The organism is Pseudomonas sp. CBS (genome assembly GCF_024734645.1).
GTDB lineage: Bacteria > Pseudomonadota > Gammaproteobacteria > Pseudomonadales > Pseudomonadaceae > Aquipseudomonas.
Genome location: NZ_CP102929.1, coordinates 630,684 through 650,594 on the forward strand (window position 1 = coordinate 630,684; position 19,911 = coordinate 650,594).

The 19,911-nt window shown below is 55.6% G+C and carries 16 protein-coding genes and 5 pseudogenes; 15 read left to right on the forward strand and 6 right to left on the reverse strand.

Annotated elements, in window-relative coordinates; translation table 11 throughout:
* The first annotated feature begins 475 nt into the window (after positions 1–475).
* Positions 476–1,444, forward strand: coding sequence for a helix-turn-helix domain-containing protein (locus tag NVB75_RS02730; protein WP_258345847.1), 969 nt, complete (start codon positions 476–478; stop codon positions 1,442–1,444).
* A gap of 418 nt (positions 1,445–1,862) precedes the next feature.
* Here the strand turns inward: NVB75_RS02730 and NVB75_RS02735 are convergent.
* Positions 1,863–2,167: pseudogene (locus tag NVB75_RS02735) on the reverse strand (conjugal transfer nickase/helicase domain-containing protein); the annotation flags it as partial.
* 610 nt (positions 2,168–2,777) lie between these two features.
* Here NVB75_RS02735 and NVB75_RS02740 point away from each other — a divergent pair.
* The 11 genes and pseudogenes from NVB75_RS02740 to NVB75_RS02790 form a co-directional block, all read left to right on the forward strand.
* Positions 2,778–3,623, forward strand: coding sequence for an ABC transporter substrate-binding protein (locus NVB75_RS02740; RefSeq protein ID WP_258345848.1), 846 nt, complete (start codon positions 2,778–2,780; stop codon positions 3,621–3,623).
* 56 nt (positions 3,624–3,679) lie between these two features.
* A complete protein-coding gene (locus NVB75_RS02745) occupies positions 3,680–4,501 on the forward strand; it encodes an amino acid ABC transporter ATP-binding protein (protein WP_275707957.1) in 822 nt (273 codons plus the stop codon).
* An 11-nt stretch (positions 4,502–4,512) separates the two neighbouring features.
* Complete coding sequence (locus NVB75_RS02750; RefSeq protein WP_258345849.1) at positions 4,513–5,184, forward strand: amino acid ABC transporter permease; 672 nt, start codon at positions 4,513–4,515, stop codon at positions 5,182–5,184.
* Between the two features lie 10 nt (positions 5,185–5,194).
* Complete coding sequence (locus NVB75_RS02755; protein ID WP_258345850.1) at positions 5,195–5,860, forward strand: amino acid ABC transporter permease; 666 nt, start codon at positions 5,195–5,197, stop codon at positions 5,858–5,860.
* 22 nt (positions 5,861–5,882) lie between these two features.
* Entirely contained in the window at positions 5,883–6,764 is an 882-nt protein-coding gene (gene dapA / locus NVB75_RS02760) for a 4-hydroxy-tetrahydrodipicolinate synthase (RefSeq protein ID WP_258345851.1), read from the forward strand.
* Positions 6,765–6,836: 72 nt separating this feature from the next.
* Positions 6,837–8,111: an FAD-binding oxidoreductase gene (locus NVB75_RS02765; protein WP_258345852.1), complete on the forward strand. Its 1,275-nt coding sequence runs from the start codon at positions 6,837–6,839 to the stop codon at positions 8,109–8,111.
* Positions 8,112–8,119: 8 nt separating this feature from the next.
* A complete protein-coding gene (locus NVB75_RS02770) occupies positions 8,120–9,601 on the forward strand; it encodes an aldehyde dehydrogenase family protein (RefSeq protein ID WP_258345853.1) in 1,482 nt (493 codons plus the stop codon).
* 11 nt (positions 9,602–9,612) lie between these two features.
* The gene (locus NVB75_RS02775) at positions 9,613–10,635 is read left to right on the forward strand and encodes a proline racemase family protein (RefSeq protein ID WP_258345854.1); all 1,023 of its coding nucleotides are present in this window, start codon (positions 9,613–9,615) and stop codon (positions 10,633–10,635) included.
* A 67-nt stretch (positions 10,636–10,702) separates the two neighbouring features.
* Positions 10,703–11,407 carry a GntR family transcriptional regulator gene (locus tag NVB75_RS02780; RefSeq protein WP_258345855.1) on the forward strand — a complete coding sequence of 235 codons (705 nt, stop codon included), beginning with the start codon at positions 10,703–10,705 and terminating at the stop codon, positions 11,405–11,407.
* Between the two features lie 546 nt (positions 11,408–11,953).
* Positions 11,954–12,142: pseudogene (locus tag NVB75_RS02785) on the forward strand (helix-turn-helix domain-containing protein); the annotation flags it as partial.
* Positions 12,143–12,191: 49 nt separating this feature from the next.
* A pseudogene (locus NVB75_RS02790) lies at positions 12,192–12,419 on the forward strand (hypothetical protein); the annotation flags it as partial.
* 444 nt (positions 12,420–12,863) lie between these two features.
* Here NVB75_RS02790 and NVB75_RS02795 read toward each other — a convergent pair.
* A complete protein-coding gene (locus tag NVB75_RS02795; protein WP_258345856.1) occupies positions 12,864–13,463 on the reverse strand; it encodes a TetR/AcrR family transcriptional regulator in 600 nt (199 codons plus the stop codon).
* 135 nt (positions 13,464–13,598) lie between these two features.
* Here NVB75_RS02795 and NVB75_RS02800 point away from each other — a divergent pair, with 135 nt between their 5' ends.
* Both NVB75_RS02800 and NVB75_RS02810 read left to right on the forward strand, forming a co-directional pair.
* Entirely contained in the window at positions 13,599–14,438 is an 840-nt protein-coding gene (locus tag NVB75_RS02800; protein ID WP_258348501.1) for an alpha/beta hydrolase, read from the forward strand.
* Between the two features lie 596 nt (positions 14,439–15,034).
* Positions 15,035–15,249: pseudogene (locus NVB75_RS02810) on the forward strand (transposase); the annotation flags it as partial.
* A gap of 417 nt (positions 15,250–15,666) precedes the next feature.
* Here the strand turns inward: NVB75_RS02810 and NVB75_RS02815 are convergent.
* From NVB75_RS02815 to NVB75_RS02825, 3 genes and pseudogenes are all read right to left on the reverse strand, one after another.
* A pseudogene (locus tag NVB75_RS02815) lies at positions 15,667–16,125 on the reverse strand (conjugal transfer nickase/helicase domain-containing protein); the annotation flags it as partial.
* Positions 16,126–16,402: 277 nt separating this feature from the next.
* Complete coding sequence (locus NVB75_RS02820) at positions 16,403–16,708, reverse strand: Dabb family protein (protein WP_258345860.1); 306 nt, start codon at positions 16,706–16,708, stop codon at positions 16,403–16,405.
* A 68-nt stretch (positions 16,709–16,776) separates the two neighbouring features.
* On the reverse strand, positions 16,777–17,649 hold the full coding sequence (locus NVB75_RS02825) for an intradiol ring-cleavage dioxygenase (RefSeq protein ID WP_258345862.1): 873 nt from the start codon (positions 17,647–17,649) through the stop codon (positions 16,777–16,779).
* A 177-nt stretch (positions 17,650–17,826) separates the two neighbouring features.
* On the opposite strand from NVB75_RS02825, the gene NVB75_RS02830 reads away from it, so the two are divergent.
* A complete protein-coding gene (locus NVB75_RS02830) occupies positions 17,827–18,741 on the forward strand; it encodes a LysR family transcriptional regulator (RefSeq protein WP_258345863.1) in 915 nt (304 codons plus the stop codon).
* Positions 18,742–18,818: 77 nt separating this feature from the next.
* Here the strand turns inward: NVB75_RS02830 and NVB75_RS02835 are convergent, their stop codons facing one another.
* Positions 18,819–19,883: a maleylacetate reductase gene (locus NVB75_RS02835; protein WP_375378930.1), complete on the reverse strand. Its 1,065-nt coding sequence runs from the start codon at positions 19,881–19,883 to the stop codon at positions 18,819–18,821.
* Between the last annotated feature and the right edge of the window lie 28 nt (positions 19,884–19,911).

A 19,911-nucleotide genomic window follows, 5' to 3' on the forward strand; every position in this document is an offset into this window, starting at 1 on the left:
GACGTGATGTAGAGGTTGTATGAGCGTGGGTCTGTGCGTCGCTGATGAAGCCATGAGCTAGGTTGAGACTTCGAGCGAAGAGCGCGTGCATGGGGAACCTCGGTGCTGGTGTGGTTTTTGATGATGGAAGGTTGCGCTTAGGATCAGTCCTGTGTGGCTGGCTAGTTTTTAGAGGCGGAGTTTAACCTGCTGTGGGAGGGCTGATCGACGGGGCCGGAGCCACTATTACCATCTAAAAGAAAGCGACGCGAGACATCAAGGCGCAAAGGGTTATCACTAAAAATCGCAAAACTACGGGATGGCGATGTGCAGCTCAGGTAGTACCCAAAAGCTTGCCAAAGGCGAGCAATGCCATGATTTTTCTCGACGTTGAACGGATTCACATTTCTAGTAAAATTACGCTTTGTAACTCACTTAAAACTGCCTTTATTAGCATTGTTTTCATCCAGGGTCATAAAGGTATCGGTGAATTGTTATGAGTGATGTGATTTTCTCCTCTTCGCACCTTGCCGGTGAAGCTTTGGCTGTCAAGTACTTTGATAATTATTGCTTCGAAATGGATGTGAGGCCTGGAGCGCGTGGGCAGTTAGAGTGCATGACTAAAATGTGCAAAATCGGGAGCTCCATTGTCAGCTTGACTACCAGCAGCACGGGCTGGGGTTATGAGGCCAGGTCCGGGGCGGACGGTTTTCTCTTTACAATTCCTCAGTCTGGGACTGTTACATGGGAAAGCCCTAAGCAGCGAATCTTTTCTAAGGTTGGTAATGTCTCCCTTCTGGATCATCGAGAAGTCGTTTTTTCAAATTATTCGCAGGGCGCACAATATGTAACTTTTTATTTGTCACAAGAGGATGTTGTACGTTATTTGACACTGCTTATTGGCGAGCCCCCGGTGTCTAGAGTTAATTTTGCTGTCAGGGCAGCGGGAGAGGGGGCTGCGAAATTCATGACAGGGCTCGCTGACTTGATGATCAGCGCCGGATCAAACAGAGAGTCGCTTGAAAGCAAAGTATTAACTCACCTGAAAGAGAGTTTGATATGCTTTGTTCTGTACAATGTTGAAAATAATTATTCAAAAAATATAAGGTCATCGAAGACTGTAGCCTCACCGGTTCCGTATTCCATAAAGAGAACCGCCGAATACATACATGCTAATTATGATAAGTCATTGATTTTAAGTGATTTGGCGGTTTTTTCGGGCGTCAGTATCCGAAGTCTACAGCTAGGATTTAAACAGTTCAAAGGCACTACTCCTATGGCCTATCTCCGCAAGGTCAGGCTGGATAAAGCGCATTCGATGCTTGCTGATTATAATTCTTCGCTTTCGCCAAAAGAGGTGGCTGATCTTTGTGGCTTTACTGATTTTTACCTGTTTAATAAATATTATCTGATGGCCTTTGGGCAGCGGCCTATAGATACCATGAGAAGTAGACTTTTTCTATGAGAGTTACCTAGCTATTATCACGGCTTGTGATTTGTAGAGCCGTTGTGCAGGGAAATAAGGCAGCGCATTTGCACGATTGTCATTTCGCGACGATGTAGTCTATCTTCTCCTGAATATCGTATTTGAAAGTGCCTGAGATGGAGATCGCAGTCCTGAGAGCCAAAGGTTTTTAGCTGTTTTAGTGACTCTCTAGAGCTTCACATACAATTTTACGATTTGGTTTCGCTTGAGCACGTTGAATGTCGCAAGGGGAGCAAAGATCTCCCAATGGCTTCGATACGAAGGGCTGGCCTGTGGGCAGAGCCACTTTCGCGCGCTCAATGATCTCGTTCGGCTGCTCTAGCGATGCTTAGTCTCTTCAGTGGCCTACTGACGATCAATCTGAGCTCGCGTCGTGTTGACCTTGGAATATGCGCAACTACGAGTTGTTGGGCGGCACCTCGTTAAACAGATCACTGGGATCTCGCAACAGATAGCCACGCAAGCGCCTTGATTTGCGTGGCCCGCTGACCAAGCAGGTCCAGATGTTGAGCCCACTGTCATCAGCTTCTCGAAATGCTTCTGTACCCACTGCCATTCCTGCATTTTTTCCCGCTTGGCCGGAGCCGTTATCTGCGGGTGTTCCTGAGCGTATCGCTGGAAGACGCCGGGGCTGACCAGGTAAACAGTATCGGCGACCGTATGCACCAGTGCCCTCGCGTCGTTGATGATCAGCTTGCGTGATTCCCTGCTTCCGCGATGACATGAAGTGCTGGCCGCAAGACAGTGTCTATGCGGGCGGATCCCACTGGGTTGAGTGTTTGTCTCGGCGTGGCGGTGTGCGCTGTCTCGCTTGGTAGCAGGTCAGCAAGCGTATCCTCGAAGGGAGGCGCGTTCTGAATGGATGAGTCGCTGATCTACGGTAGCGAGTCGTCCACCGCATCGACTTCCAAATTACACATAGATCGACCACCGCTCGAAGTTTGAGCAGCAATTTTGCAAGCTTCAAGTCGCCAATTGCGCAGACGCACGCCGGTGGTGTGGAGACTCACCATTTCCGTTGGAGTTCCCACCGTGGTCGAGTGCCTGCAGCAGCATCTCGTCCCTGAGGTAATGGGCGGCTTGGTCCAACCCCCTGTGGCATTCAGCTTCCAACTCGGCTAATTCGAGGGCATTCGCTGCGACGATATGCCAATGCCCACCAATCACCAAATGACAAAAAAATTACGAGCCCTGTTGACACATCAACTCGTCCAAAACTAATCTGCATACAGCGCTGCATACATGACGGCGCGCATAGCTTGAACGTTTGTACCTTTCTGCCCAAGAAAAATTAAATATCGGTGAGGTCAACATGACACAGCTCCTTTCTTCTCCCCTGCGCAAACTGTTCGTAGGTGTCACGTTTCTTGGCGTGTTGTTAGCGCAGGCGACTGCGAACGCAGCAGATACAACGCTTTGGCAAGGCATTCAAAAGGCCGGTGTGCTGCGCTGTGGTGCGGCAGTGGCTGCACCCTACGTCATGCGTGATGCCCGCTCCGGGCAATACAGTGGGTACTTCGTGGACCTGTGCCGGGACTTCGGCGAGAAGGTGCTGAAGGTCAAGGTCGAGTTTGTCGACACCAACTGGGACAACCTGGTGGCTGGCCTGCAAGGTGGCAAGTGGGACTTGGCGATGGCCCTCAACCAGACACCCGAACGCGCCATGGCGGTGACGTTCTCGGTGCCGGCTACCGACTACCAGATCTCGTTGCTGACTAACAAAGACAATCCCAAATTTGCCAGCGCCGGCAACGCCATCGGCGACTACGACAAACCCGGCGTTTCAATCGCCGTGATGTCGGGCACCGCGGCAGACAAAGCCATTTCCGGTGTGGTCAAAAACGCCACGATCATGCGCCTGCCCGGTATGGATGAGACCCGCCTGGCGGTGATGTCCAAACGTGCGGATATTCTGGTCGATGCCAGTGACACCAATCACCTGTTCGCCATCGCCAACCCGGACTGGACTAAAGAAGTACTGCCCGTGCCGGCGCTGGCCAAACAAGGCGTCGCTTTTGGTCTGCCGCGCAACGCTGCGCCTTCGGACCTTCAGGTCCTGAACATCTACCTCACGCAACGTCGAGAGTCCGGGGAGATCACCGCGCTGGTGGACAAGGCCTCTGCGCTCGCCAACGCCGGCGACAAAACCCCTCAGTAATTTTCCGACGATCCCGAGAACGGCTTTCGATTCAGCGTTCTCCTGGAGACAGTGCTATGACCGCTCCTTATCTGGTGGCTACCCAGCCGCAGGATTCGCTCACCCTTGATTCGGCCAAGGGCGACTTTATCCAGTTGCGTGACGTGTACAAATCCTACGGCGAAGGCCTGGTGGTAATGGACCGTTTGAACCTCGACATGCGTTCGGATGATCGCCTGGTGATCATCGGTCCGAGCGGCAGCGGCAAAAGCTCGCTGCTGCGGGTGATGATGGGGCTGGAGAGCATCCAAGGCGGCACAATCGCCTTTCAGGGCAGGCCCTACATCGACGGTTCTGGCAGGGGCGCCGGCAAGCCTTTGGATGTGAAGTTGCAGGCCCAGGTGGGCATGGTGTTCCAGCACTACACCTTGTTCCCGCACTTGTCGGTACTGGGCAACCTGATTCTTGCGCCGATGAAAGTGCACGGACTGACCAAGGTTCAGGCCACGGAAAAGGGGCGCCTGTTCCTGGCGCGACTGGGGCTTGAAAGCAAGCTCAACGTGTATCCGAGCCAGCTTTCCGGTGGGCAAAAGCAACGTGTGGCCATCGCCCGCGCCTTGATGCTCGAACCCAAGTTGATGCTGTTCGATGAAGTCACGTCGGCGCTCGACCCGGAAATGGTCACCGAAGTGCAGGGCGTGATGATGCAACTGGCCGAAGAAAAAATGGCCATGATCATCGTCACCCACGACATGCATTTCGCCCGCAGCATCGCTTCGCGAGTGGTTTTCTGCGCCAACGGCAAGGTGGTCGAGCAAGGCCCGCCGGAGCAGATCTTCACCAAACCGAAAGAGCTGCGCACCCGCGAGTTCCTGGAAAAAGTCCTGCACCTGGATTGAGGCTCGCCGACATGAATTATGAGTTTGATTTTCACTTTCTGACCGGCAATTGGGGCGCGCTTTGGGATGGCCTGAAAGTCACCTTGCAGCTCGCTTTGATCTCCAATGTGGTCGGCCTCGTGTTGGGCTTCGGCCTGTGCCTGTTGACGCTCAGCCGCTGGTTTTTCATCCGCTGGCCGGCGCAGTTGTTCATCGAGTTCTTCCGTTGCACCCCGGCGCTGTTACAGATCGTGTGGTTTTTCTACTGCCTGCCGATGCTGTTCAACGTGTTTATCGACCCCATCACCATGGGCGTGCTTGCCCTGGGCCTGAACCTCACCGCGTTTAATGCCGAAGCCTATCGGGCGGGTGTGCAGGCGGTGCCCAGGGAACACCTGGATGCCTGCGTCGCACTGGGCCTGCGCCCGTGGCAACGCACGCTCTACGTGATTCTGCCCCAGGCGCTGCGCACGGCTTTGCCGGTGTTGATGACCAATGGCATCTCGATCCTGCAGCAGAGTGCACTGGTCGCCATCGTGGCCGTCGCCGACTTGATGTATGTGGGCAAGAGCATCGCCACAGAAGCCTATCGGCCGCTGGAAACCTACTCGCTGATTGCCTTGATCTACTTCGCATTGTCGTTGCCCATCGCGCAATGCGTGCAGTGGCTCGAACGCCGTCAGGACGCTGCGCTCGCGCGCTGAGGAGATCGTCATGCAACTGGATTTTATGGTGGTGTTTTCTTACTGGCAGGTCCTGGCCAAAGGGCTTGCGCTGACCCTAGCGTTCACCGTGAGTTGTGCGCTGCTGGGCAGTGTCTTCGGGTTTCTGTTGAGCCTGTTGCGCCTGTCGAAAAGCCGTTGGATCAGCATCCCCACCGGGCTCTACGTCGAGCTGTTTCGTGGCACGCCGTTGCTGATCCAACTGTTCTGGATTTTCTTCTGCCTGCCGGTGGTGTTTGGCCTGTCGGTGCCGCCTTACGTGTCGGTGCTGCTGGCGCTGACCCTGTACATGACCGCCATTACCAGCGAGACCTTTCGTGGCGCGCTCAAATCCATTCCCAGCGAGCAGCACGACGCGTGCACGGCCCTGGGTGTGGCCAAGTGGAACAAGGTGTTTTACGTGATCTTCCCGCAAGCGCTGCTGCGGGCCGTGCCGCCGCTGCTTTCCAACGTCGTCAGTTTGTTCAAGGAGAGCGCGCTGATTTCATCCGTGGGCATCGCTGACCTGATGTTCGTGGGGCAAAACATTTCCAACAGTACCGCTCGCCCGGTGGAGTTTTTATCGGCGGTGGCGGTGATCTATTTCCTGGTGGCGTTCCCCCTGACCCGACTGGTCGGAGTGGTCGAGACCCGGATGCTCAAACGCTACGCCTACTGATCCACACATTGGAGACACGCTCATGCAACAACTCAATGGCATCATGCCGGCCCTGGTTACTCCCTTCGATAAAAACGGTGCAGTCGATTACGACGTATTGGCCTCCCTGGTCGAGTACCAGATCAAGCAGGGCGTCGGCGGCCTCGTACCTCTTGGCTCAACCGGCGAATACTATGCGCTGACCAATGAAGAACGTCGTCAGGTCATGGCCACTGTGCGGGAAGTCGCCGATGGTCGCGTCATGTTGATCGCAGGCGCCAATGGTTCATGTACCCGCGAAGTCATCGAGCAGGTCAAGCAGGCTCGGGATACCGGCTACAGCAATCTACTGATCGCGCCGCCGTACTACGCCATCCCAACGCAGGACGAACTGATCGGTCACTACAACGCCATCCTCGATGCGGTGCCCGATGTGAATATTGTGCTGTACAACTACCCCATCCGCACTAACGTGGAGGTGGGCTATAGCGTCATGGATGCGTTGATGGACCACGAGCGCGTCATTGCCATCAAGGAAAGCGCGGGCAACTTGCTGCGGGCCATCGAGATTGATGAGCGCTACAAGGGCAAGATCCAGCTGTCGTGCGGTTCGGATGACCAGGCCCTGGACTTTTTCCTGTGGGGCGCCACCAGCTGGATCTGCGCGCCGGCCAATTTCCTGGCGCCGCAGATCGTGGCGTTCTATGAAAACTACGTCAGTGGTCAACTTGCGGGGGCCCAGCAGATCGTGCGCTCGCTGTTCCCGCTGATGAATAACCTGGAAAGCGGCAAGTTTATCCAGAAGGTCAAGTACGGGTGTGAGCTCGCCGGCTTCAATGTGGGTGTGGCGCGCATGCCGCTGCTGCCATTGACCCGTGAGGAAAAGTCCGAATTCCGCCGCGAATTCGAAAAGCTCCAGGGCTAATATCGACCCGCATCGGCGCTCACAGCTGATGCGGATTTAGACATGTGAGTTCTGCGCTAATTAAGGTGCCTTATGATCAACACGCAATCGTACGCCAGGGGCCAAGCGGCGGTCGTCATTGGCGGTGGCATTGTCGGGGTATGCTGCGCCTTGTACCTGCAACGCGATGGCTATCGGGTCACGCTGATTGACCCACAAGCGCCGGGTGACAGCACCGCCAAGTGGAGCTGCGGGCAAATGGCCGTGAGCGAGGTCATCCCGCTGTCCAAGCCGGGCATCCTGAAAAAGATACCTGGTTGGTTGCTGGACCAGAAGGGCCCACTGGCACTGCGGCCCAGCGCGTTGCCGGGGATCCTGCCGTGGTTTCTGCGCTTCGTGGCCTGCGCCCGGCATTCGCGTATCGTCGATATTGCCAATGAAATGGCTACCCTGACTCACCGCGTCTACGAAGACTACGCGCCACTGCTGGCGCGCTGCGCTGATAAATCCCTAATGGGCGAGCGGCCGATCATTGAGGTGTTTGATACACCTGAAGGCCTGGCCCAGGAAGGCCCGCATATAGACTTGCGGCGTTCCCTGGGCTTCAAGTCCGAAGTGCTGGACCGTGCGGCGATCGCGGACCTAGAACCGGCCCTGGCTGGAAAATTCAGCTACGGCCTGCTGTTCCCGGACTGGCGCGCGGTCAGTGACACCAAGGGGTTCATTGCCGCCCTGACCCAAAGCTTTATTGAACAAGGCGGTGTTCGTATACGCGGGCAGGTTCAACGTATCGATGAAATCGCTGATTGTGCCAGTGGCGTCACCTTGGCCAACGGAGAGCGCTACCCGGCTGACCATGTGGTGATCGCGGCAGGTATGGGCTCACGGCAGTTTTTCTCCCAGATTGGTGATTCGGTCCCCCTGGCTGGCATCGCCGGCTACCAGGTGCTGCTACCTCATTCGGGGGTCGAAGTGCGTCATTCGGTGATCTATGCCGATGGCGGGTTCTGTTTCGCGCCGATGACCCGTGGGCTGCAGATCGGCGGCACCATCGAGTTCTCCGGGCCGGATGCCGAGCCTAACTTCAAGCGCGCCGACATCATTCTGGAAAAGGCACGCATGATTCTTCCGCAATTGAAACTCGACGATGTCGAGTACGGCATCGGTTATCGGCCGTTCCTGCCGGATACCAAGCCGGTGATCGACCGCAGCGCTCGCTTGAAAAATGTCTTCCTGGCCTTCGGCCACGGCCAGCTTGGGCTGACACTGGGCGCCACCACCGGGCGCCTGATTGCCGATTTGGTCAGCGGCCGCCCACCGGCCCAAGACCTGACCCCCTTCAGCGCCCGGCGCTTTGCGTTCAACTGAGGTTTTCCATGAAGTCTTACGAGCATCTGTACATCGACGGCCAATGGGTCAAACCTGCTCTGGGTGGCACGTTCCCGACCCTCGACCCGAGCAATGAAGCCGTGTTGGCGCAGGTTGCCGCTGGTACCGCCGCCGATATCGACCTGGCGGTAAAGGCTGCGCGTAAGGCCTTCGACGAGGGGCCATGGCCGCAGACCAGCGGTGCACAACGCGCGGTTGTCCTGCGTCGCATCGCCAGCGGTATCCGTGAGCGCCTGGACACATTGGCGACGCTTGAAGTACACGATAACGGCAAACCGTTCCCCGAGGCCCAATGGGATATCGGCGACACGGCGGGCTGTTTCGATTTTTACGCCGAACTCGCCGAACAACTGGATACCCGGCAAGAGCAGAACGTGCAGTTGGCCGATGAGCGCTTTACCTGCGTCACCCGCAAAGAACCGATGGGTGTGGCCGGGGCGATCATCCCCTGGAATTTCCCGATGCTGATGGCTGCATGGAAGGTGGCTCCGGCGTTGGCCGCAGGTTGTTGCATGGTGCTCAAACCGTCGGAGCTGACGCCGTTGACCGCCCTGGAGCTGGCGCATATCGCCCATGAGGCCTGCCTGCCGGCCGGTGTGTTGAACGTGGTCACGGGGCTCGGGCCGGATGCAGGGGCGCCGTTGAGCGAGCACCCAGGCATCGATAAGCTGGCATTCACCGGCAGCGTGCCAACCGGCGCCAAAATCATGCAAGCGGCCGCCCGCGACATCAAGAACATCAGCCTGGAACTGGGCGGTAAATCCCCCTTCATTATTTTCGACGACAGCGACCTTGAAGCAGCCGTCGAGTGGATCATGTTCGGCATCTTCTGGAACCAAGGGGAAGTGTGCTCGGCCACCTCGCGCGTACTGGTGCAGCGCGGCTTGTATGAGCCGTTGTTGAAACGCCTGGTGGAGGAGGCCGGTAAGCTCAGCATCGGCCCCGGCATGCAGGACGGCGTGCTGCTCGGGCCCTTGGTCAACAGCACCCAGTACCAGAAGATCCTGCAAGCCGTCGCCCGTGGCCAGGAGGAGGGCGCCACGCTGCTGTACGGTGGCACCCGGCCGCTCGGCTGTGAAGCCGGCTACTTCCTGACCCCAGCGATCTTCGCGGATGTCCCGGTCGACAGCTGGATCTGGAATGAAGAGATCTTTGGCCCGGTGGTTTGCGTGCGCCCCTTCGACGATGAAGCCGAAGCCTTGCGCAGCGCCAACGACTCGCGCTTCGGCCTAGCGGCGGCCGTCATGTCCAGAGACCTGGAGCGGGCAGAGCGCGTGGCACGCCGTCTGCGCGCCGGGATTGTGTGGGTCAACTGCTCGCAACCGACCTTCACCGAAGCGCCCTGGGGCGGCTACAAGCAAAGCGGGATCGGCCGTGAGTTGGGCGAGTGGGGCTTGAACAATTACCTGGAAACCAAACAGATTACTCGCTACGACAGCGACCAGCCGTGGGGCTGGTACATCAAGTAAAGGAGGGCGCCATGCGCTGGAAAAAAACGCTGCAACTGGTCGATGTGCATTGCGAAGGCGAGATCGGCAAAGTCATCACCGGTGGCGTCCTCGACATCCCTGGCAAGACCATGCTCGACAAGATGAACCATATCAATGAAGTCGACGACAGCCTGCGTCGCCTGGTGATGCTGGAGCCTCGTGGGTGTCTGCAGATGTCGGTCAACCTTCTGCTGGCGCCCACGCGTCCGGAGGCCCAGGCGGGCTTTATTGTGCTGCAGGCCGACAAAGCGCATCCAATGTCGGGCAGCAACTGCATCTGCGTGGTCACGGCACTGCTTGAGTTGGGGATGCTGCCGATGGAGGAGCCGCTCACCACCGTGGTACTGGACACACCGGCGGGTCTGGTCACTGCCAGGGCGCAATGTGTAGATGGGCGCTGTGTGAGTGTGTCACTGGATATGGTGCCGGCGTTTGTCGAGCATCTGGATGCGCACATCCACACCGACGAGTTCGGCCCGATCAACGTGGACATTGCCTTTGGCGGTGTCTACTACGCCCTCGTCGATGTTGAACAGGTCGGCTTGAGCATCGCGCCTGGCCACGCTCGCGCCCTGGCGGAGGCGGGTGTGCGCTTGCGAACGATCATCAACGGCCAGGTCGCGGTGCAGCACCCGTTGATAGAGAGTTTGAACGAGGTGGCTTACGTGATGTTTCGTAACCGCATCGACGGTTCAACCTGGCAGACCTGCACCACACTGCCCCCCGGGCGCGTCGATCGCTCGCCCTGCGGCACTGGTAGTTCGGCCAACCTGGCGACCTTGAGTGCTCGTGGCCAGGTGGCGCCGGGCGACCAACTGGTTTCGCGCTCAACCATTGGTGGCGAATTCAAGGTCGAGCTGCTGGGGTTGACTGAAGTGGGCGGCCGCGCGGCGGTGTTGCCGCGCATCACGGGGCGGGCCTGGGTGTACGGTATGCACCAGATTGGCGTCGATCCGGATGACCCACTGGCCGCGGGCTTTATGCTGAGTGACACCTGGGGCGAAGGTTTTTAACTGAACGAGCGCCAGTGTTAATCTGGCGTCCGGTCAAACGACCCGTCAGTACCCTGAGAGTGAGCCAATGAGCAACGACACCCCCGAGACCAGCACCAAACGCCATGGTGGCCGATACATCTACGAGGAACTTCGCAAACAAATCCTCACGCTTAAGCTCAAGCCAGGGTCACCACTGGACGAAGTGTCGCTCGCGGCGCAGTTCGGTCTTTCCCGTTCACCGGTCAGGGACGCCCTGGCGCGGCTAATCAGTGAAGGCCTGGTCACCATCCTGCCCAACCGCACCACGCTGGTCACACCGTTTGAGATCGAGGATTTCCCCAACTACGTTTCTGCCCTTGATCTGATCCAGCGCGCAGTGACTCGTCTGGCCGCGACCCAGCACGATGAGGAGGACCTGAAACGCATACGCGCAGCGGACGCCGCCTATCTCGACGCTGTGACGTCGGGTGACTTTCAGGCCATGTCGGAAACGAACAAGGCGTTTCACATCGCGATTGCCGAGGCGGGTAAAAACCCCTATTTCATCAATTACTACGAGAAACTCTTGGGTGAGGGCCAGCGACTTCTGCACCTGCATTTTGATTACATCATCAGTACCGCCAGCACCAGCACGCGCCTGGGGCGTGACCATGATGTTATGGTCGAGGCTATCGCGGCGCGTAACGCCGACGAGGCTGAGCAGGCAGCCCATGAACACACAATGCTTTTCCAAAGGCGATTCCTAGCCTATATGCAGCAAAATCTGACCAAAGCTGTTTCGGTGAAGTAGAGAGGTTTTTCATGTATTCCAAACCAAGACTAAGGGCATGTATCCATGGTGTCTAAGGTGCGCGCTTGTAAGCGTTCGGGTAATGCACATTACCCGTGAAGACTCTCACTAAGCGCACATCAAGCTCTGGCGAGATCGGCAACAAAGTGCCGTTCGGCAATAGGATTCTCTTTTTATAATCGTCCTTCCTCAAAAGCCAAGCTTTCCATTGGGGCTCAGTGATGGGCTCGGTGGCGAGCTAGACGGGATCGATGCGGATGATCGCAAGAGTTCTCTAATGCTGAGGACGTTCGAGATATTGGATGCCCTGACGCCGTAATCCCATTTCTGGCGTTGGTGTGCTCTTAATGTGCCTGGGGGCCGGCATTTACTCGATTATGCCAGCAGCAACAAGTCAAGGTTGATCGGCTCGTTCAAGATGGCGAGTCGTGGAGCCGACTGCTATTGTGTTCTTTATCGGAGCCCGAGGTGGCTCGCAGCGATCCCGGTCAGTTCATTCTTGCTCGCGCGCTGACCTACATCGAGCAGCACCTGGGCACTGCCCTGATGGTGCATGATATTGTGCGTTATGCAGGCACCAGTGAGCGTCGCTTGTATCTGCTGTTTGGGCAGCACCGGAGCACAACACCGTTCTCGCATATCGCGAACTTGCGCCTGAATCTGGCCATTGACCTGCTGCGCCAAACGTCTTTGTCGATCATTGATATTGCGCATCGCGCCGGGTACGCCGGTCAGAGTGCGTTAACCCATGCCCTGAAGGAAGCCCGCCATCTGACGCCGGCCGCTCTGCGGCGCCTTGTCTTACCTGGCACCGCTGTTCTCCACGCTGCTGCTGATTGCCGTGGGGCAAAGCGATGTCAAGCCGATCCTGATGAGTCCCGCAGTGTTGATCATTGAGTGGGCGGTCATCGCCACCTCACGCACGACCTCACGGGGATCTTGTCGGGAAAGGGGACTGGGAAATGAACTTGATACCCTCAGGGCAGGGCCCATCTCAGCGGATGGAGCATGAAACATGATTCCAAGAGCCGCTTTTACAACTACATACCCACCGCCGCAGCGATGTTCCGTCATTCCACCTCAGCGTTAGCGTATTTTCCCTGATGTCTGCCACAGTATGTATTACGTGGTTGCAATGGATTTCGGGGATTATCGGTCTAGTCGTGCTAATTCCTTACAGCGCGCTTCCTTCCGCATCCAAAAACGTGGATCACCCCTCAAGGTATTGGCGGCTTTTCTTCCGCGTCATGGCGGTCTTGGCGTGTAACTCAAGGAAGGGTTAGCCGCAGGCCGCTGAACTAATCCGCACGATGTGCGCATGCTGATGAGCAACCCATGATCACTAAGGGATGCTGCGGATTACTTGGGTTCGCCTGCAAGAGTTGGAAGACGACCGGGATCGCGAAGTCGCCTCGATGAGACAGGACACCGGCTTGTAGTGCTGAGAACGTAAAAGTCACGGTATAAGCAGAAACCTTGCCAGCGGCTTAAACACTGCTTCGGGTGGGGTCGCATCCATCTCATTCGGTCTTCTGTCTATTGCCAGCAAGGCGTAACCATGGGCCGCGCTCCAGCCAAGGAGGGTGCGCAGCTCAAGCAGTGCCGGGTCAGGTTCGACACCATTTTGCTCTACCCAGCCGGTGCGAATTGTCTGGCGAAGCAGTTGAAGAGCGGCTTCGCTGGATTTAAGAAGCCTGGGCAATGTGCGGTTTGCACCCTCGCTGCCAAGCATGAGCCGAAAATGATGGGGATAGGTTTTCGCGAATTTTACGTATCCCAGCCCACATCCCATCATCGGGTCTGCCAGTTCTGACTGAACAACACTTACAATTTCAATCATGCGTTCATAGCCGTCGGCAGCAACCTCGGAAAGCAGATTATCCATAGAGCCAAAATGATGGGCGGGTGCCGAGTGAGATACGTTGGCCCGCCGCGCGCATTCTCGCAGGGAAAGGCCTCGCACCCCTGACTCTCCGACAATGTCCCAGGCCGCTTGGCGTATGACGGCGGCCAGATTCCCGTGGTGGTAGGAACGGGTGGCATCTGATTTCGGCATAAAAACTCTTTTTAATGAAAATTATAAATTGCTTCCAGGCTATCTTGTCGCTGACAAGATAGCCTGCTTTAATGCTGGCGGCTCTTCTGATCTACATGAGGAATATCCGTGAAAAAGCTTAACAGCAATTTTCGTATGTTGACTCAGCGGTGCCTCTTGAGGCTAGCCTGTCAAGTTTCACCAGTTATCGCTGGAAGATACCTTGCGCGACGGTTCATCACACCTCAGGCCGCCGGACGTGCAAAGGCAGCATCAGCACTCAGCACATCATCGGGTGTACAAACAAGCACTTTGACGTTTGACGGGATCAAGGTATCCACCTATCAGTGGGGCAACCCCTCGCGTGAGCCCTATGTGCTGCTTTCTCATGGATGGTCAAGTTACGCGTTGCGTTTCGATGGTTGGGTCCCGGCACTGAGAGCTATGGGCTACGCAGTGGTTGGTTTTGATCAGCCCGCTCATGGATCAAGCAGCGGAGAAACCAGCCACATGCAGCAGTTTGTCGAGATACTTCGATGCGTTGGACGCCATTTCGGAAAGCCAGCTGCCTTTATCGGGCACTCTCTGGGAGCCTCGGCTATTGTCTTTGCTCAAGATAAAGAATGGCGGCCAGAGCGTTTTGTGCTTATAGCGCCGTTCGTGGCGCCGGTAGAGAGTGTATTTCAGCAGTTTGACGCCGCTGGAATACCGCACGAGGTGTTCGCTCCGTTCGAGGACTACCTCTATGCGCTGATAGGTCGGCGCTTTGCTGATTACGACGCTGCTCTACAACTGCCGTTGCTTGATAGCCCAGCTCTGATTATTCATGACCTGCATGACCGTGAAACGCCATGGGAGAAGGGCGCCAGATTTGCAAAGCTGTGGCCAGGGGCACGCCTCTTTACTACAGAAGGGTTGGGGCACAATCGCTTGATCGACCATCCTACTGTCATTGATGAGGCGATGACTTTTCTTCAGCCAGCAAAGCCGCTATAGGCCTAGTATCCCCTAAATCAGCTGCTGCTGCTTAATCCTCTACGAGGATCCAGCTATGAAGATTTTGCCTGGAAGACACGCTGTGTTTTATCTGTTTCGACTGATCGACAGTGGACTAACCTGACTCGACTCTAAGGATTTAGTGTGCACCATGTTCCGCGACCGTATTGTCATCGGTAGTGATTTATCTGATACGGTTGCCCTACTCAATTGTACAAACCTGACATTGGCGACCGTCAGCTGCGTATAGGCTACACGGAAGGAAGCGTAGCCATAGGTGCCAAGACTGTGTTTCAAGATTGCGCTTGGGTCGTTGAGAAGGCGGTTGTGAGCCGTAGCGCTCGTCGACTGATGGAAGGGTGGGTGAGTATTCCCAAAGCGATCTCATGTTTACATGGCTATGCGGTGGCCAAACTGCATAGGCAATTCTGATCTACATAATAAAAACAAAAGAGAATCTAATAATTACCTCGTCCGAGGTCCCACGTCATCTGATGCTATGGCGCCAATCCATGCAGCTTTCCGCTCTCGAGCAGGAGGCTGCCAGCATTGTGGCTTATCGCTCAATTCTCCGTACCTCCCGGGCATCACACTTTCCTGATTTAAGACGCCAAATACGGCAAGAAAAATCCGCCCTGGTTATGGAAATGCTACATGCCTGGATGAGCGCCCAGCGCGGTCTTGTGCCCATCGGCAACGCACGCGATCACAGCCTTAGGCGCTGTCGCGATACCGTGATGACGGGGCCGTCGATATTGATAATAGTTCGTGTGAGAACCAGATACGTCCATTGAGGATTGGACGCAAGAACTGACTCCGTGGCGTGAAACATTACGCAGGCCCAATTCGTTGACTTGACGATTTTCCTGCAGGACTGAACGATGATGACGTCAGTGCTTTCGCCACGGGCATTCGCGGATTGGGGGGGCAAACCAAGACAGCGGGTTCTTTCTTGGTGATGGCAATGGTTGGCGGTGCATTCCTGCCTCTTGCAATGGGGGCGTTGGCTGACCACTTCGCCAGTGCGTGGGCCTTCTCCGTACCGCTGATCTACTCCGTCGTCATTGCATGGTAAGGCCTTAGCCAGCCACCGGTTGCCCGTGCTTAGGAGCAACTGAAACCCATAAGCCTATCGCCCCCCCTCTAATCAGAGGGGCTGAGGTCGCTATCTCAAGAGCGAAGAGAGGTACGTATTCGAGGTCAGCCTGTTACCCAGACCCGGTATGACTCAGTAAAGTGGACTGTTTTCACAATCCGAGCTCGTGTCGTATTGACCTTGGAATATCCGCAAATACGGGTTGTTGGGCGCAACCTCGCTAAACAAATCACTGGGATCTCGCAACAGATAGCCATGCAACCGCCTTGATTTGCGTGGCCCGCTGACAAGGCAGGTCCAGATTTTGAGCCCACTGCCCTGTTTGCGGTGCAGCATCAGCTTCTCGAAATGCTTCTGTACCTACTGCCATTCCTGCATTTTTTCCCGCTTGGCCAGAGCCGTCATCTGCGGGTGTTCCTGAGCGTACCGCTGGAAGACGCCCGGCCTGACCAGGTAAACAGTATCGGCGACCGTATGTACCAGTGCCCTGGCGTCGTTGATGATCAGCTTGCGTGATTCGATGCCCTGTATCAGCCATGCCATGAAGTGTTGACCACAGGGCAGTGTCCGCGCCGCAGGGTCTTCCACTGGGTGGGGTGTTTGTCACGGCGTAGTGGTATGCACCGTCTCGCTTGGTGGCAGGCCAGCAAGCGTATCGTCGACGGGAGGCGCGTTCTGAATGGATGAGTCGCTGATCAACGATAGCGAGTCGTCCACCGTGCCGACTTCCCTATTGAAAATCAGCAGAACGCTTGGGCGCCCTAGTTGAAGTAAAGGCGCTGCATCGATGTTTTTTATGTACCGCCCTACCAGTGCGTTCCCTAAAAATAACCCAAGCCCAAGAACTCGCCATCAATCCGACCAGTGTTTAGCTCAGATAGTCGACCTGATAGCGGTCTGTACGAAGATTGCCAAGTGCTTCACGAACTCGCAGATGAGCAGGGTGATTAGCATATTCCTTAAGGGCCTGGATTGACTCAAATTCAGAATAGAGAACGACGTCGCAGGCGTAATCGATTTGACTGATGTCGACGCCGATTTCCAGAATCTTCAGACCTGGGATTTCATGGCGAATAGCCTCGAACTCACTTTTGAGTTTCTGAATATTGGTACTGCGCTCATGTTCGGTTTCGCCACGCAGGTTCCACATGACAATATGTTTGACGGATTGCATTTAGAGCTCCAGAAGTAGCCCGCTATCCTGATGGACAGCGGGCGGGGTAGCTAATGCCGCTTTAGCGATTAGCGAACACGTGGGTTGAGGACGAAGTCGAAGTCCAACGTGTAGTAGGGCTGATCAATCGGTTGGCCATATGGGTCAATGCCCGGTTTATGTTCCACCCAATCGGCAATTAATGATGAGCGAACGCCGAATACTGCGTCCGACTCGAGGTACTCGCCATGTTCGCGGAACACGTGAGTAACCAAGCGTTCATGATCATCTGAAAGGATCATGAAGTGCAGATGAGCTGGGCGCCAAGGGTGGCGGGTGAGTGCTTCCAGCATCTTGCCCACCGGGCCATCGTGGGGAATGGGATAGCACTCGGGTACAATCGTACGGAAATGGTAATAGCCCTTGCTGTCCGCCTGAATCACCGCGCGGCCTTGGTATTCACCAGCCTCAAGCTCAGACTTCTGTACATCATAAAACCCCCCATCGTCGGCTTGCCAGACTTCCAAAACCGCGTGCGGCACAGGATTGCCATTGATATCTCGTACCTGGCCTCGAACAAACCATGGCACGCCTGGCAATCCATCGCTTATGTCAGCGCCGAGATCGAATCGGGGAGCACCCTGCACATGGAAGGGCCCGAATACGGTTGCTTCGGTGCAGCCTTCGGGTTTTTTATGATTTTGGGCTGTCACCAGAGTAGAAAGCCCGAGGGTATCCGAGAGCAAAATGAATTCCTGGCGGGTAGGGGTGCAGATCTGGCCAACCGCTGTCAGGAATTCGATGCCTTTCTCCCATTCTTCTTCCGTAAGGCGGGTTTCTCTGGCAAACGCGTGTAGATGCTGTACCAAGCTCGTCATGATCTCCCGCAACCGGCTGTCGTTGGCACTGGCATTGCGGGTCAATACCGCTTGGGTAATGGTGTGTTCATCTAAATTCTTCATTTGGCGGGCCTTTTGCGTCGTTTTTTGTTGTGCAATCGGACACACGGGCGATGGGGCGTGCAGATCACTTGTCAGTTTCTCGAACTGGTCTGACTACGCTAAAGTGCCAAGAGGTGAAATAAAATACTCAAGGTGAAATTGTTCATTTCACCCATGAAAAAATAAGAAGGTAAACGAGTGGATCGCTTCACAGAAATAGAGCTTTTTGTGCAGACTGCGGAGCTGGGTAGGCTGAGCAAGGCTGCCGAAAAATTGGATATTTCCAATGCGGCAGCGAGTCGACACCTCGCGGCGCTTGAAGACCGTTTAAAGGTTCGACTGATCGAACGCAATACGCGACGGCTTGCGTTGACCAATGCCGGTCATGAATTTTATGGGAGGTGTAAGAGTCTGCTGGCGGAATTAGGTGAGGCGGAAGCATCTGTTAACGCCGCGCTGGTTGAGCCCACCGGTACGCTAACCATCACCGCAACGGTCTCATTTTCTTTGCTTCACCTTGCACCACTGGTTCCGGAGTTCCAGCGTCTCTACCCAAGGATCAAGATCAAGATTCTAGGAGCAAACCGCTATTATGACATCATGGATAGCGAGATCGACCTTGCCATTCGGACGAGAGAGTTCGAGGCAGATTCCAATATTACGATTCGGAGACTGGCGCAAACCCGCAGGGTACTTGCCGCTTCACCGAGCTATCTCGCGACTCACGGTGCGCCCAAAACGGTTACAGATCTTCACGACCATGACCTGCTGATTTATAGCCATGCTAACCATCCACATTTGATGGAATTCAGCAAAGGAGAGGAAAAAGTCACGGTTAAAGTGCAGCCCTCGATGGAATCTAATGATGGACAGATTGTACGGGCTGCCGCGTTGGCTGGAGCGGGAATACTGGTACAGCCGAAGTACATCATTTACGACGACTTGGTGGCTGGGCGGTTGCTACCTGTTCTCGATGATTGGGATCTGCCGCGTTTGACTATCAATTTGGCGTTCCAGGAGCGACGTTACATGCCGGCAAAAACGCGGCTTTTCATCGATTTCCTTCTGGAACATTTCAAGCTGAAAGAATACGAGCGGTATTGGACTAGATAAAAAGCCCCGGCTTGAACGAACCTGCATTACTGCATTGTTGTCGAGTCGGGGAGAGGAAAGGAGTCAGCAGTCAGCACTTACGCAGGGCGATTACCTTCATAAGCGTTTTGGAGCAAATGGCGGATGGCGTCACGTTCGATCGGGCGAGGATTCCAGTATGGATTGGCGAGTGCGATGTCAGTCGCCCGATCCAGATCTGCTTCGGTGAGCCCTAGCGATTTGAGCGTCATAGGTGCCCCCAAGGACTTTGCCAAGTCATACAGCGCACCACCTGCAGACTCAGACTTACCACCAAGGGCTCGGATAATTCGCTTGGCTGCGTCAGGCGCAGCTTCGGCGTTATAGGCGATGGCGTGAGGCAGTACAATCGTATGCGTAGCAGCATGGGGAAGATTGAAGCTGCCCCCCAAGGTATGACAAAGCTTATGATGTAGAGCCATACCCACGTTCCCTAAGACGGTGCTACAGAGCCAGGCACCGTATAGGCAGTCTGCCCTTGCATCCAAATCTTCGGGTGTTTGGATAATTCGGCCCAGTCCTTCGGACATCGCACGAATACCTTCTTCAGCAACCAATGACATCACGGGGTTGCCGTCCTGCGCATACAAGCCTTCTGCGGCATGGGCGATCGCATTCATGCCACTGGTGACAGACATGTCTATTGGTAATGTGGCGGAGAGTTCAGGATCGTATATGACCGTTTTAGGCAGCACGCGGATGTCCCTACCGGTCTTTTTTATGCCGTTTTCGGTCAGACCGTAAACGGGGGTCATCTCTGAGCCCGCATAGGTAGTGGGAATCGCAAGAATCGGCAAGCCTGAGTCAAGGGCGATAGCCTTACCTAATCCGGTCGTAGAACCTCCGCCGATCGCGATGGCGCAGTCAGCCCCGAGCTTCTCAGCGACTGCTCGGGCTTCACGGGCCGTTTCGATGGGAACATGCATGACCGCCTTGTCGAAGATCCCCGCCGCCCGTGAACCAAGAATATCGGCGATACGCTCTGCTTGGCTACGTTGCTCGGGGGTAGAAAGTATCAGTGCTCGACGAGACCCCAGTCGATCGATTTCAGCTTCGAGTTGTTGCAGAGAGCCTTTACCGAAGATGACTCGGGCAGGGAGTCCAGTGTAAGTAAAATTTGCAATGGCCACGGTACGATTCCTGTTGTTGTTA

Coding starts and splice junctions, on each gene's coding strand:
- NVB75_RS02730 (WP_258345847.1), top strand. CDS start 476: ATGAGTGATGTGATTTTCTCCTCTTCGCACCTTGCCGGTGAAGCTTTG.
- NVB75_RS02740 (WP_258345848.1), top strand. CDS start 2,778: ATGACACAGCTCCTTTCTTCTCCCCTGCGCAAACTGTTCGTAGGTGTC.
- NVB75_RS02745 (WP_275707957.1), top strand. CDS start 3,680: ATGACCGCTCCTTATCTGGTGGCTACCCAGCCGCAGGATTCGCTCACC.
- NVB75_RS02750 (WP_258345849.1), top strand. CDS start 4,513: ATGAATTATGAGTTTGATTTTCACTTTCTGACCGGCAATTGGGGCGCG.
- NVB75_RS02755 (WP_258345850.1), top strand. CDS start 5,195: ATGCAACTGGATTTTATGGTGGTGTTTTCTTACTGGCAGGTCCTGGCC.
- dapA (WP_258345851.1), top strand. CDS start 5,883: ATGCAACAACTCAATGGCATCATGCCGGCCCTGGTTACTCCCTTCGAT.
- NVB75_RS02765 (WP_258345852.1), top strand. CDS start 6,837: ATGATCAACACGCAATCGTACGCCAGGGGCCAAGCGGCGGTCGTCATT.
- NVB75_RS02770 (WP_258345853.1), top strand. CDS start 8,120: ATGAAGTCTTACGAGCATCTGTACATCGACGGCCAATGGGTCAAACCT.
- NVB75_RS02775 (WP_258345854.1), top strand. CDS start 9,613: ATGCGCTGGAAAAAAACGCTGCAACTGGTCGATGTGCATTGCGAAGGC.
- NVB75_RS02780 (WP_258345855.1), top strand. CDS start 10,703: ATGAGCAACGACACCCCCGAGACCAGCACCAAACGCCATGGTGGCCGA.
- NVB75_RS02795 (WP_258345856.1), bottom strand. CDS start 13,463: ATGCCGAAATCAGATGCCACCCGTTCCTACCACCACGGGAATCTGGCC.
- NVB75_RS02800 (WP_258348501.1), top strand. CDS start 13,599: ATGTTGACTCAGCGGTGCCTCTTGAGGCTAGCCTGTCAAGTTTCACCA.
- NVB75_RS02820 (WP_258345860.1), bottom strand. CDS start 16,708: ATGCAATCCGTCAAACATATTGTCATGTGGAACCTGCGTGGCGAAACC.
- NVB75_RS02825 (WP_258345862.1), bottom strand. CDS start 17,649: ATGAAGAATTTAGATGAACACACCATTACCCAAGCGGTATTGACCCGC.